Source organism: Actinomyces sp. Marseille-QA0893, assembly GCF_976954355.1.
In genome coordinates this window covers 477,475-490,109 of sequence record NZ_CDRJSY010000001.1, presented here as the reverse complement: position 1 = coordinate 490,109, position 12,635 = coordinate 477,475, and the positions used below count along the sequence as shown (strand labels likewise).

Below are 12,635 nucleotides of genomic sequence, written 5' to 3'. Positions count from 1 at the left end.
GGTGAGTGAAAAAGACCCCTTGGTATTGGGAATTGAATCCACCTGCGATGAGACAGGTGTCGCCTTGGTGCGTGGCTGTGATCTTTTGGTTGACCGGACCGCGACCTCCATGGATCAGTACGCCCGCTACGGTGGCATCATTCCTGAAATTGCCTCGCGTGCACACCTGGAATCCTTCATTCCGACCTTGGACAGTGCCCTCGAAGAAGCAGGGGTCACTCTTGACGAGGTGGACGCAGTCGCGGTTGCTGCCGGTCCGGGCCTCGTCGGCTCACTCACCGTCGGTATTTGCGCAGCCAAAGCGCTGGCCTCGTCAATTGGAAAGCCGCTGTACGGGGTCAATCACGTTATCGGCCACCTCGCCGTCGACAAACTCGCCGATGGCCCCCTCCCAGAGCGTTTCATCGGTTTGGTGGTCTCGGGCGGGCACTCGAACCTGCTTCTCATTAATGACATCGCGACCGATGTCCGCGAACTCGGTGGAACCCTTGACGATGCTGCCGGTGAAGCCTTCGACAAGGTGGGTCGTCTGCTGGATCTTCCCTATCCGGGTGGCCCCCACGTCGACCGCCTCTCGCAAAAGGGCGACCCGACTGCGATCCGTTTCCCGCGTGGTTTGGCAGCCGGGAAAGACCAGGAGCGTCACAAGTACAACTTCTCCTTCTCCGGCCTCAAGACTGCTGTCGCGCGCTACGTAGAAGGACTGAAGGAACGCGGCGAAGCCCTTCCCGCCGAGGATATTTGTGCCGGTTTCTCGGAAGCTGTGAATGATTCCCTGACCTCAAAGGCGGTACGCGCCGCACTGGATCATGGTTGCGACACCATCGTCGTGGGTGGCGGGTTCTCCGCTAACTCGCGCTTGCGTTCTTTGATCGTTCAGCGTGCCGAGGCCGCGGGACTGAGTGTCCGTATGCCTCCCTTGCGGTTCTGCACGGATAACGGCGCGCAGATCGCGGCGATGGGATCGGAATTGGTCCGCGCGGGCGTTGCACCTTCAGACTGGGATTTCTCTCCAGATTCTGGGATGCCGCTGACGCAGACTTCTATGCTTCCCCGTCGCTGATTCTCCGGGCAATAATTGCCCGGTGGGCGCCGCCGATGCGCGTTGCAATGATGACGGCTTCGGCGTCTCCCTTGAGTTTCAGGGATTTTCTTAAGGCATCTGGCTGAATGTCAGCCCCGCGTTTCTTAATTTCGACGCGCCCGACGTTAAGCGCACGCAGTACCTGTTGAATGCTCTTGACGCGCAGATTCACGTGATCGATCACTTCGAAAGCACTGGCGAAAGGTGTCTGGTGCAGGGTGGGACCACTCAGGTATGCAATCGATTCACTGACAAGGTGAGCCCCCATCTGCTCTGCAAGACAGGCGATTGTCCCTGAGCGGATCACCGCAGAATCTGGCTCGAAGATATAACTGTCCAGCGGACCGCACTCGGCTTGGCGAGGCTGCGAATTTGCCGCCTGCGTCTGTGGATCGATGAGGGTATGGACCTGATCAGCAGTGATGACGCTTGCCGATCGCCCCGCCCCTTCTGGTGCAAGCTCAGGCGCCCACAGCGCGGCCTCGAGAAGGTCTCCATCGACGCTGGTCCACTGCGCATGGAAGTGTCCGGGGATTAAGTCGTAGGGGATTCCAGGGGCCACCTTGACGCCGAGGCGGGGGATGGAATCCCCCCAAGCCAGCACGTGGTCCAGGGAAGGTGACCAATCCTCGGGGGAAGTAATGCGCTTCGACCCGCCCTGCTTGCCCGTGCGCCTTGCAGGATCGGCGAAAAGAGCGTCAAAACCATAGGCCTGAAAGTCCTCGCCGTGAAGCGTCGTGACGTCTCTTTTTTCAACGCGGCACGAGGGGAAAACAGAGAGGTTCGCCCCCGCTGCGGCAAGGGCCTCGTCGTTGATGTCGAAGGATGTCACTCGCATTCCCGCGCGGGCAAAAGCAAAGGAATCCGCGCCAATTCCGCACCCGAGGTCGCCGATGTGGTGTGCCCCTGAATCAAGGAAACGTTGCGCGTGCAGGCGGGCGACCACCCAGCGGGTTGCTTGCTCATAACCATCGCGCGTCCACAAAAGCGTGCGAGCAAGAGAGCCGAACTTCTTCTCCGCCTGGGTGCGCAGCTGCAGTTGGGAAGCAACTGCCGAGGCGACTCCCGGGTCTGCGACTTGGGAGCGTATCGCGAGCGCAAGATCCATGGGGGAGAGAGAACGAAACGCGCCCTCGCGTTCCCATTGGGCAAGCAACTCGCGGCCGGGGGAGGACAGGAGGGGCGTAATGGAGGACATGCACACTATTCTTGCTGAAATTCAAGGTAGAAGAGAAACCTAGTGGGGCGTGTGGGGGTTCAGGTGGAGAGAAAAGAAGAAGCTGGCACTCAGTTTGCTAGAGTGCCAATCGAAGCCTAAACTGAGTCCGTAAACACATTGCGATCCCATACCTGACCCCCGCGACGGCAGGGAAGGGATGACAAATCGTTACGAGAAGAAAGGGAGTGCTGACATGGCAATCACCATTAAGCCCCTCGAAGATCGCATTGTTATCCGTCAGGTTGACAGCGAAGAAAAGACCGCTTCAGGTCTCTACATCCCCGATGCAGCTAAGGAAAAGCCCCAGGAAGGCGAAGTTCTGGCTGTTGGCCCCGGCCGCGTTGATGACAACGGCAACCGCGTCCCCGTCGACGTCAAGGTTGGCGACCACGTGATCTTCAGCCGTTTCGGTGGCACCGAAGTCAAGTACGACGGCGAAGAGCTGCAGATCCTGTCTGCACGCGACGTTCTGGCGATCGTCGAGCGCTGAAAATCTTGATACAGGCGCGCTCAGCGCTTGTTGAGGATGGGTCCGGACAATAAGGTCCGGGCCCATCACTTTTTATCTGAAGAAGTCCCGCGTTGATCCGAGGACTCCCGGCGGGGAACCAGCATGAAAATGGCAGCGACAATCAGTACTCCAGCAGCTGCAAAGACCCACCAGGGGATCGCGCCGAAGGTAGCGATGATCGTCTCCTCCCACCCCGACAAGGTTCCCAGTGAGATGAGACCGCCAAGAGGATTGCCGAGGTCAACGAGCAGGAGAAGCAGCCCCAGAGCGATTAAAACCACGCCCGAAATGACATTGGTCCATGTCGTCTCGCGGCCCAAAAATCGCAGCGGTTTGGGGCGGATAATTGCTTGAACGCGGCCGGCAGTTTTTCTCCAGACCAGTGCAAGAACAAGCAAAGGAAACGCCATTCCTGCCGAGTAGAAGACCATCGAAATTGCGCCACTAACCGGAGAACCGCCCAGCGCTGAGGTCGCAAGAACCGCTCCCAGAATGGGCCCCGCGCATCCGACGCCCGCAATCCCGTAGGTAATCCCCAGAAGATAAACCGCGATGGGGGTGCTCTTTTCTCCCGAGGGTGCGCCGGTGGGGGAAAGAGAAACTTGAGGTGTCGAGGCCTCGCGAGTGCTGAGCTGGCCAGCTGCAGTGGGCGTGCTCAAGGTAAGTTTCGTGCCCGGCCTCGTGGGCGCAGGCCTCGGGCTACCGAAGTGGAATTTTGGAAAGTCAAGGGCCGCGATGGTGATGATTCCCGCGCAGATCACGAGGAAGGCAACAACGTGGGTGATCAAAGAGGCATGCTCGCGGATGAGCGCAACGACCCCAGACAGAGCAATGCCAAGCGGGATGAGCGGAGTCATGAGCCCGAGCCAAAAGATCCCGCAGCGCGCGATGAGCTGACTAGGAGAACGAAATGCGTAGGAAAAAAACGCAGGCAGGAGCATGACCGAGCATGGAGCACACAGCGTCAAAACTCCGCCTAAGAAGGCGATAAAAGGATTCACTTCTTGAGGTGCTCGGCTTGGTTCGCAATGGTTGCGCGGATGTAGTCAGCATCGCGGTAGCCCGAAATGAAGCTATCGCCAATGAACATGAAGGGAGTGCCTTGAATCCCGATCTGGTAGGCATCATTCTGCGCCTGCTTGACTTGGGCTGCGGTATTCGCATCCGTCGTATCCGCACGGAACTTATCGAGGTCGCTCACGCCGGCCTTTTGGGCAAGTGCGGTCAAAGAATCCATCGTGTATTCGGGGTGTCCGGAGGGATCGGCTTCTCCGTAGGCTGCTGCGACAAATTCCCAGAAGCGCCCCTGATTGGCCGCTGCGATTCCTGCCTGAGCGGCAAGGGGAGAGGACTGGGAGATCTGTGCGAGGTCGCGCCACTCGATCCTGAGCGTGCCGTTTGCAACCAAATCCTCAAGCTGAGGTTCGACCTGCTTGGCAAGGCGCGTGCAGTAGGGGCACGAGAAATCCGAGTAGAGCACCATGACGACGGGAGCGTCAACGCTTCCCTTCGCGCGAGCATCGCTGGGGTCACGGTGTTGCTGGGCGTGAATGATGCTGAGTCCCTGCTCATCGGTGACCGTGGGGGCGAAGGAACTTTGCGCGGTGGGCGCGACCGTCGCTTGTGGTGACTGCTGCATTGCAGTTGCGCTGGGCATTGCCGAGGCCGACGAAGTTGCTGCGGGGGTAGCGGGGCGGTTGGTCCACCACACGGCACCGCAAATGAGTGCGACAGCACATGCGAGAAGAGCGATAGCGATGATTCGTTGTTTGCTGCCTTGGCGCGTCGTCATTGGTCACCTTTCGCCTGAATTGATGGGGATGAGTTCAGTGTATTGTATGGGGCCCGTGAGGGCGAATAGCCTGTGAGCATAGGAAACTCGCCCGGGAAAGCGTCCCGAGCGAGTTTGTTGTTTACGTATGAAGTGCGTCAGGATGCTCGGCGGATCCGACGACGCTGAACTTCTTCGCGTCGTTCTTCTTCTGTCATGCCGCCCCAGATTCCGTAGGGCTCCTGAGCGCGCAGAGCATATTCGCGGCACTGCTCGATGACGGGGCAGGTTGCGCAAATGGCCTTAGCGCCAGCTGCACGACGGCGACGAGTAGAGCCTCGTTCACCCTCGGGGTGGAAGAAAAGTTCCGTGTCGAGGTCGCGACATGCGCCCTGGTACTGCCATTCCCACGCATCAATCGAAGGTCCGGGCAGTCGGGAGACGTCAGACATGAGTACCTCCATTCATTGGTCTTTCCGGCAAGAGACGATCTCTTGAGGAAGGACTGAATGAAGGCTACCGAATTGTGCAAGAGTTATTCAAGCCCTTGTCACAGAATCATAGTTGTTTCACAGGAAACCGAAAATGCTTTAACTTCCAGCGAAAACCGCATTATTACGGCATATAACGGCCAGCTGTAAGGAGGCTGAAAGCGCAATTTTGTTGCCTGTCACATATTCTTGCTCAGCTGTGAGCGGACAAAATCTCAGCCCTCGATTGGCGAAGACGACCTTCAGAGCTGACAATCAATAGGTAGCATTCATTTAGGTATCCTTCAGAAAGGCAGGAGAAGGCGATGCCCCGCGCACAACTTGTGCTTCCCCCCGCTCATGACGCACCGCTGACCGTTACTGCTGTTTCTTCCAAGCTTGGCGTCTCTGCCTCGACTCTTCGAACCTGGGAACGACGTTATGGTCTGGGACCGGGCGAACGCTCTGCGGGTAGTCACCGGCGATACCTTCCTGAAGATGTTGCTCGACTCAGTCACATGATCGAGCTCATTCAAAGTGGTGTCACTCCCTCAGATGCCGCTGCGATTGTGCTTTCTCAGTCCAGGGGAGATCTCGAAGAAGTTGCCCCTCCGCGGACAGCGGATGAATTGGTTGCTGCCGCGCGCGCGGGAGACCGCGAGAAGCTTGTCCACTTGATCGAGGCGAGCATCAGTGAAAAAGGCCTGCTTCACACCTGGATGCTCTTAGTTGAGCCTGCTTTCGAAGTCATGGCAACGGACTATCACGGGGAGACTCCCGGTGTTGCAGGTTCATCGCTCTTAACCCAAGCGATGTATGACGTTCTGCGTGCAATGTCGGAGCAGCGCCCTGAACCGAAGTTCCCTTCCTCTCCCAGCATCATTATCTTGGGAGACCGTGCGCACCTGCTTCCTGCTCACGTTATCGGAGTTGCTCTTCGCTGGTATGGACCCAATGTTGTCGTCTTGGGTGCCTGTAGCCGCGGATGGGTTGGCGGAAAAGAAAAGCTCGATGCCTTTGTCGAGAATATTGACTCCAACGTCGCTGCACTTATTACCTTGGGCCAAGGGGAAGAGTGTAAAAACTTCGTGGCCTCGGCAGTGCACAACCATGGAATTGACGTGATCGCGGTTGGTTCCCAGTCGCCGCGCGTTCTGGATGATCATGTGTTGCGTGTTCGCACTGTTTCAGCGTGTGTGGAAGAAACTTTAGCGCTGCTTGGAGCGAAGCTTACGCGCGCCGTGGCGCGAGCAAAATAATCTCGCATAAACAGGGAACTTGCCCGGTTTAGCGGAATTGGCCTCGTAACGGTTTCTGTGCATCGAAGAACGTGTTAGCGTAGACGCGTATCTATTACGCCGCGCAGGTGCGGCAGCATGCAGAGGAATAAAGATGACCCCGTGGGAAGATCCTCAGCTCATTGAGGCATTTGACGAAGAATTCGAAGAACTCGCTCATTTTGCAGCAGGGTCCGTCGTTGACTGCGGATTCGGATACCTCGATCGCAATGGCGCTGTCGATCCCTCCAAGCCCGTTGAACTATGGATTACAGGGCGCATGACCTATGTCTTTGCACTGGCTGCACTCAAGGGCTACGACTGGGCGATTCCTCTGGTAGACCACGGAATTCGTTGCCTCTCCGAAGGGCCGATGTACGACCGTGAGAACGGTGGATGGTACTCCGGCCTCGTCACCGAAATCGTTGAACGCGAAGACGGTCCACATTGGAAGGTCGTTGAACCTGCAAATGGCGGCCTCAAGCAAGCCTACGCGCATGCCTTTGTCATTCTGTCTTCGAGTGCCGCTACTGTTCTGGGACGTCCCGGAGCTCGAGAGCTGCTCGATCGCGCGTTGACTGACCAAGACCAGCACTGGTGGGAACCTGAGTTTGGACGCGTCCGCGAGGCCTGGAACCGCGACTACACCATCAGCGAGGACTACCGCGGCGTGAACGCCAATATGCACACTGTCGAGGCCTATCTTGCCGCTTTCGATGCGACGGGGGATCGCCTGTGGCTGGACCGTGCTCGCGGCATTTGCCGTTTCGTTGCCGACACTGCCGAGCAATTTCACTGGCGCATTCCTGAACACTTCGATGCTGAGTGGAATATGCTCCCCGAGCACAATGCGGATCGCCCTTCGGATCCTTTCCGTCCCTATGGCGCTACCCCCGGTCATGGTATGGAGTGGGCGCGTCTGATTCTTCATACGCGCGCAGCACTGATCGGCCTCGGAGATCGCGATGACTGGATGGTCGAAGCTGCTGAACAACTCTTTAATCGTTCGTGCGCCGATGGTTGGGATCGCCATGGCGCCGGAGGCTTCGTCTACACAACCGACTGGAACGGTCGCCCGGTCGTTGATACCCGTATGCACTGGGTCTTGTGCGAGGCCGTTAATAGTGCGTGTGTGCTTGGTCGAGTTCATGAAGAGGCAGGGGACGCTTCCCGCGTGGCTGAGTTGAGTACTTTGTATGCGCAGTGGGTTGATTGGGTGGACCGTTACCTTCGCGAGGCCACGGGGCGTTGGATTCATGAAGTGGACGCCTCGGGTGTGGAGTCTGGTACGACGTGGGAAGGCAAGGCAGACGCCTACCATGTGGCCCAGATGCTGCTGCTCCCGCAGGTCGGAAACACTCCCTGCTTTGCTTTGGCTCTCAAGCAACTCGCGGAGTAAATCGGCTCATTATTGGTGAGCTTAGCCACCCCTCGCGGTATTTCGGTCGACGGCAGTATGCTCTGGGGCTTCAAGAGGCCTAGACTTCGTTCATGGCAGACATTCACACTGATCCTTTTGCTTTGACCGGACTGACCTACGATGACGTTCTGCTTCTTCCCGAGCTGACCGATGTTGTTCCCTCTGAGGTTGATACATCTGCTCAGCTGACGAAGAAGATCCGCCTGCGTATTCCTCTGCTTTCTGCGGCGATGGATACGGTGACCGAGGCGCGCATGGCGATTGCGATGGCCCGCCAAGGTGGTATCGGAATTCTGCACCGCAACCTTTCGATCGAAGAACAGGCTTCCCAGGTTCGTCAGGTGAAGCGTTCCGAGTCGGGAATGGTCGAGGATCCCGTGACCATCGGCCCCGATGCGACCATCGAAGAACTGGATCAGCTGTGTGGGCACTATCGAGTCTCCGGCCTGCCCGTCGTGGATGATGACCAGCAGCTCATCGGCATCATTACCAACCGCGATCTACGCTTCGTTCCCACGGATCAGTGGGCTTCCTTGAAGGTTCGTGATTGCATGACTCCTCGCGAACGACTGGTAACCGGAAAGGTTGGAACTAGCCGTGAAGAAGCGAAGGCTTTGCTTGCGACGAACCGCGTTGAAAAGCTGCCGATTATCGATGAGGATGGGCGCCTGACGGGTCTGATTACCGTTAAGGACTTCGTCAAGACTGAGCAGTACCCGAACGCGACAAAGGATGAACGCGGCCGCCTCATGGTTGGCGCTGCAGTGGGCTACTGGGGAGATACCTGGGAGCGTGCGTGTGCGCTTCGTGATGCGGGTGTCGATGTCTTGGTAGTTGACACCGCAAACGGCGGCGCAGCTTTGGCTTTGGAGATGATCCGTAAGATCAAGGCGGACTCGACTTTTGATGGCGTTCAGATCATTGGCGGCAACGTCGCAACGACTGAAGGCGCTCAAGCTTTGATCGATGCGGGTGTCGACGCTGTGAAGGTCGGTGTTGGACCGGGTTCTATCTGCACGACTCGCGTGGTTGCGGGTGTGGGAGTTCCTCAAGTCACCGCGATTCACCTGGCGTCCTTGGCTTGCAAGCCTGCAGGTGTTCCGCTCATTGCTGATGGTGGGCTGCAGTACTCGGGCGATATTGGCAAGGCCATCGTCGCTGGCGCCGACACCGTTATGCTGGGGTCCTTGCTGGCAGGCTGCGAAGAATCTCCCGGCGAGGTCGTCTTCACCAACGGTAAGCAGTACAAGCGTTACCGTGGCATGGGTTCCTTGGGTGCCATGAGCTCGCGTGGGCGTAAGTCGTACTCGAAGGATCGCTACTTCCAGGCAGATGTGTCTTCAGACGACAAGATTGTTCCTGAAGGCATCGAAGGCCAGGTTCCCTACACCGGAGCTCTTGCGGCGGTCGTCTACCAGCTGGTTGGTGGTTTGCACCAGACGATGTTCTATCTGGGGGCCTCAACCATTGATGCTGTGAAGCGTAATGGTCGCTTTGTGCGCATCACGTCTGCGGGTCTGCGTGAGTCGCATCCGCACGATGTTCAGATGACAACAGAGGCTCCGAACTACCACTCTTCGGCGAAGTAATCGCAGTTCGAGCGTTCGTGACGGGCGGGAGCAGTCGGGTGGACTGCTCCCGCCCGCTTTCTATTGCTGAAGGTGACCGGGACGAATGATGGTATCTGAGGCGGTAGGGACGTTCGCGTTTTGGAGGTAATTAAATATTTATATAGCCACTGCATAGATAGGTGCGGGGAAAAGCGGGGCGGTAGCTGGTTCTTTCGTTCAGTCGTGGCAGTGCGGTCGGTCTTGTCATTTGGACTCGCCAGTGAACTGTCTTGCAGGTGTGGGGGAGGGCGTTAAAATAAAACCGACCGTCGGTCGGTTATGGAGGTTGTATGAATCAGGCGGAGAAGTCCGAGCGTACTCGGGAGATGATCTGTGCAGCTGCCCGACAGCTATTCGCAGAGAATGGGTACGACAGCACAACCATGCAAGATATCGTCGGGGCAAGCGGAATGTCGAAGGGGGCGATCTATCACCATTTCTCATCGAAGCAGGAGGTGTTGGGTTCCGTTATTCAGGGTGAGTTGCAGTATTTGAATGCATTTGTCGAAGATTTGGCTGCACAATCGGATGTGTCGGTGATCGATAGGATGACAAGCCTCACGGCGCATATGGTCGCCTCCGGTCCGCAAAATGGTATCGGGCGCGCCAACTGGGTAAGCGAGGTTCCTGAAGCCTTGCTGGGATCATTGCGTCACTCCCTGACAACGCTCGCGCCCCACTTGGAACAAATGCTGCGCCAGGGAATGGAGTCTGGTGAAATTGGCTGCGCCTTCCCGGGTGAAGTCGCTGAAGTGTTGGTTCTGCTTGTAGATGTGTGGATTGACCCGCTGATCGTTTCGGATTCTTATGAGCGAAAGTGCCAAAAGGTGGATTTTATTGCTGCTTTCCTCGAACGTTTTGACGCCCCGGTGCTCAGTGAGGACTCTATCGCAGTCATCAAAAATGGGGTAGGTCGTTTCTATGAATGAGCGCGATTTCTACTCCATTCTCATGGTGAATCTACCGTTTTCTGGGCACACGAACCCGACGCTCGGCTTAGCTCGGGTACTCACTGATATGGGACATCGTGTGACCTACATTCATTCGCCTACGTGGCGGGAAGCTGTGGAAGATACGGGCGCAGATTTTGTCCCCTATGACGACTATCCCCTCTGTCCGAGTCCATTCCAGGATCGCATGCACTGCTGGAGTGCTGCTTACCGGACGGTGCTGCGTATCGGCTCAGACTACGACTGCCTTATCTACGAGATGCTCTTTGTTTCAGGCAAAGCACTCGCCGACCGTTTGGGGATAGTCCCGATCAGGATCTTCTCAACCTTTGCGCTCAATGAGCATGTACTAGACGACTTCGGGCGAAGCGGCGGGTTGTACTTAACGTCGATCTTCCGTTTTCCGCGCCTTAGATCGCTCATTTCTGCACCTTTAAGTAGGAGATATGGGTGGCGCTTCCGAGAGATCGAAGCCGAGATTGCGTGTAATAGCCCTAGCCTCAATATCGTCTATACGCCCCGGAGCTTTCAGATATATGCCAAGGAATTCCCTTCATCTCGATACGCGTTCGTAGGGGCGTCTATCGATGGACGTTGCAGCGAGCCATTTTCGCCTCCCGGGGGTAGTGGCCCCCTCATCTACATATCTCTAGGGACAGAACTCAATAAGTCCGAACGTTTCTTCCGTCGGTGTGTGGAAGCGTTCCGCAGCTGTGGTGTGCGCGTTGTTATGGCAATCGGTGGGTCTGTACGTCCTGAGAGCCTGGGCTCCCTGCCACCCACGATCATGGTCCGCAGCAGGGTTCCGCAGCTTGAGGTGCTTGCACGAGCATCTCTCTTTATTACCCACGGAGGAATGAACAGCGTTAATGAGGCACTCTTCTACGGAGTGCCGATGCTGGTTGTACCAGTTGGTAACGATCAACCGACTGTGGCTCGGCGGGTGAAAGAGCTGGGATTGGGCGAAGTGTTGGAGGCCCATGCAGTAACTGCCGATGTGCTTCGTGAGGCTGCCATGCGTGTGTTATCTGATCGTGAGTGTCACACGCGTCTTTCCGAGTTTCGCAGAGAGACATGCAACGCAGGTGGCAATGCAGAAGCTGCGAAGCTCATCGTCGAGCGGCTCAATCGAGCGTGAAACGCGGGCGGGGAGCAGTTGACGGGCTGTTCCCCGCCAGCACTGTTTTAAAGCTACGAAAACTCGCAAGAGTGCAAAAAGAATCGTTCCAATGTTCATCCTCATCGATCATGCGGATGTCTATTCCACGGCAAAGCCCCTGGAATGGCCGCCCATCGACGGATTGACGACCGTCCTAACGATTCTGCACCGGGAGGACAAGGAACTCCTCGGCGTTCGGCACTTAATTCAACATCTTCCTGCCCGACGGGTGCCCCGACGCAGGCGATTCCCAAGACATGGCGAAAACGGCGGTACTCGGCGTACCCGCACGAAGCATGCTTACTCCTGGTCGTCCCTACGACCTCTCGGCGTGATCTGGGGCCACTCTCGGTCGATGTGGGTCTCCCGTCCTCTTGAACGCAGGAAGTTTTCAAAGTTTTCTGCCCACGCTGCGTGAGCTTCCTTTTGGAATGCGTGGATTTGAGTGCAGCTCTGAGCCGCACAATCCGGGAACTTTCGGGCGATCGCGGCCAGCACGTCCAAGGTCATGACCACGTCGTATTCGGCGGTATGCGCATTTTCTGAAACTGGAACCCCGTACGCGCTGGCCATGAGAGAAAGCTGCTTTTTCCCCTTGCGGTAGCGATCAAGATGACGGTCCAAGACCAAAGGATCGATGATGGGCGCGGGCTCGCTTAGACCGAGCCTTTCACTGAGAGTGGGGAGCTTATGTCTGCGTAGCTCTTCTTCAAGCAAGGTGAAATCGAAACTTCCGTTGAACGCGACAACGGGATATCCGCGTCCCATATGCGAGGCAAGAGAAGTGGCAAGTTCTTCAAGAACTTCACGGATCGGACGGCCGTGGGTTTGTGCCGTTTGCGTTGTGATCCCATGAATCTGAGCTGCAGAGTCAGGGATGACAACTTCGGGGTCTGCGAGCCATGTCGTAATGACGTCAGAGCCGGCAGTGGCTGCAGCTCCGTCTGCGCGTAGAACGAGTGCTGCAGTAACCAAGCGGTCACTGTGGGGGTTAACCCCTGTTGTTTCGGTATCAAAGCCAAGCCAGGGGAGTTGTGCCCACGACGGAACTGATGTGTGTGTCATGCCTTAAGTGTGCACTGTTGCTCCGTCATTTGCGTCCAATTTCAGATCCGCGTAAAAAGATGTCCCACTTCGTCGTGGAAGTGGGACATCGCTAGATGA

The 12,635-nt window shown here is 57.0% G+C and carries 12 protein-coding genes; 7 read left to right on the top strand and 5 right to left on the bottom strand.

Going from position 1 to position 12,635, the window contains the following annotated elements:
* Window position 1 precedes the first annotated feature (1 nt).
* Window positions 2–1,063, top strand: coding sequence for a tRNA (adenosine(37)-N6)-threonylcarbamoyltransferase complex transferase subunit TsaD (tsaD, locus tag ACWNMW_RS02270; RefSeq protein ID WP_449489900.1), 1,062 nt, complete (start codon window positions 2–4; stop codon window positions 1,061–1,063).
* Here tsaD and ACWNMW_RS02265 read toward each other — a convergent pair.
* Window positions 1,044–2,282, bottom strand: a complete 1,239-nt coding sequence (locus tag ACWNMW_RS02265; protein ID WP_449489899.1) for a THUMP-like domain-containing protein — start codon at window positions 2,280–2,282, stop codon at window positions 1,044–1,046. The two genes, tsaD and ACWNMW_RS02265, sit on opposite strands and share 20 nt — an antisense overlap.
* A gap of 214 nt (window positions 2,283–2,496) precedes the next feature.
* On the opposite strand from ACWNMW_RS02265, the gene groES reads away from it, so the two are divergent.
* A complete protein-coding gene (gene groES, locus ACWNMW_RS02260; protein WP_034501374.1) occupies window positions 2,497–2,793 on the top strand; it encodes a co-chaperone GroES in 297 nt (98 codons plus the stop codon).
* 65 nt (window positions 2,794–2,858) lie between these two features.
* On the opposite strand, the gene ACWNMW_RS02255 is transcribed toward groES, so the two are convergent.
* From ACWNMW_RS02255 to ACWNMW_RS02245, 3 genes are all read right to left on the bottom strand, one after another.
* A complete protein-coding gene (locus tag ACWNMW_RS02255) occupies window positions 2,859–3,671 on the bottom strand; it encodes a cytochrome c biogenesis CcdA family protein (RefSeq protein ID WP_449489898.1) in 813 nt (270 codons plus the stop codon).
* A 140-nt stretch (window positions 3,672–3,811) separates the two neighbouring features.
* The gene (locus ACWNMW_RS02250; protein ID WP_449489897.1) at window positions 3,812–4,606 is read right to left on the bottom strand and encodes a DsbA family protein; all 795 of its coding nucleotides are present in this window, start codon (window positions 4,604–4,606) and stop codon (window positions 3,812–3,814) included.
* 137 nt (window positions 4,607–4,743) lie between these two features.
* A complete protein-coding gene (locus ACWNMW_RS02245) occupies window positions 4,744–5,037 on the bottom strand; it encodes a WhiB family transcriptional regulator (protein WP_034501378.1) in 294 nt (97 codons plus the stop codon).
* 344 nt (window positions 5,038–5,381) lie between these two features.
* Here ACWNMW_RS02245 and ACWNMW_RS02240 point away from each other — a divergent pair, with 344 nt between their 5' ends.
* From ACWNMW_RS02240 to ACWNMW_RS02220, 5 genes are all read left to right on the top strand, one after another.
* A complete protein-coding gene (locus ACWNMW_RS02240; protein ID WP_449489896.1) occupies window positions 5,382–6,314 on the top strand; it encodes a MerR family transcriptional regulator in 933 nt (310 codons plus the stop codon).
* 133 nt (window positions 6,315–6,447) lie between these two features.
* Window positions 6,448–7,731, top strand: a complete 1,284-nt coding sequence (locus tag ACWNMW_RS02235) for an AGE family epimerase/isomerase (RefSeq protein WP_449489895.1) — start codon at window positions 6,448–6,450, stop codon at window positions 7,729–7,731.
* Between the two features lie 92 nt (window positions 7,732–7,823).
* Window positions 7,824–9,341, top strand: a complete 1,518-nt coding sequence (gene guaB, locus ACWNMW_RS02230; RefSeq protein ID WP_449489894.1) for an IMP dehydrogenase — start codon at window positions 7,824–7,826, stop codon at window positions 9,339–9,341.
* Between the two features lie 311 nt (window positions 9,342–9,652).
* A complete protein-coding gene (locus ACWNMW_RS02225) occupies window positions 9,653–10,291 on the top strand; it encodes a TetR/AcrR family transcriptional regulator (protein WP_034501385.1) in 639 nt (212 codons plus the stop codon).
* On the top strand, window positions 10,284–11,450 hold the full coding sequence (locus ACWNMW_RS02220) for a macrolide family glycosyltransferase (RefSeq protein ID WP_034501387.1): 1,167 nt from the start codon (window positions 10,284–10,286) through the stop codon (window positions 11,448–11,450). Before ACWNMW_RS02225 ends, ACWNMW_RS02220 begins: the two co-directional genes overlap by 8 nt.
* A gap of 321 nt (window positions 11,451–11,771) precedes the next feature.
* Here ACWNMW_RS02220 and ACWNMW_RS02215 read toward each other — a convergent pair whose 3' ends face one another.
* Window positions 11,772–12,536: an exonuclease domain-containing protein gene (locus ACWNMW_RS02215; protein ID WP_449489893.1), complete on the bottom strand. Its 765-nt coding sequence runs from the start codon at window positions 12,534–12,536 to the stop codon at window positions 11,772–11,774.
* Window positions 12,537–12,635 lie beyond the last annotated feature (99 nt).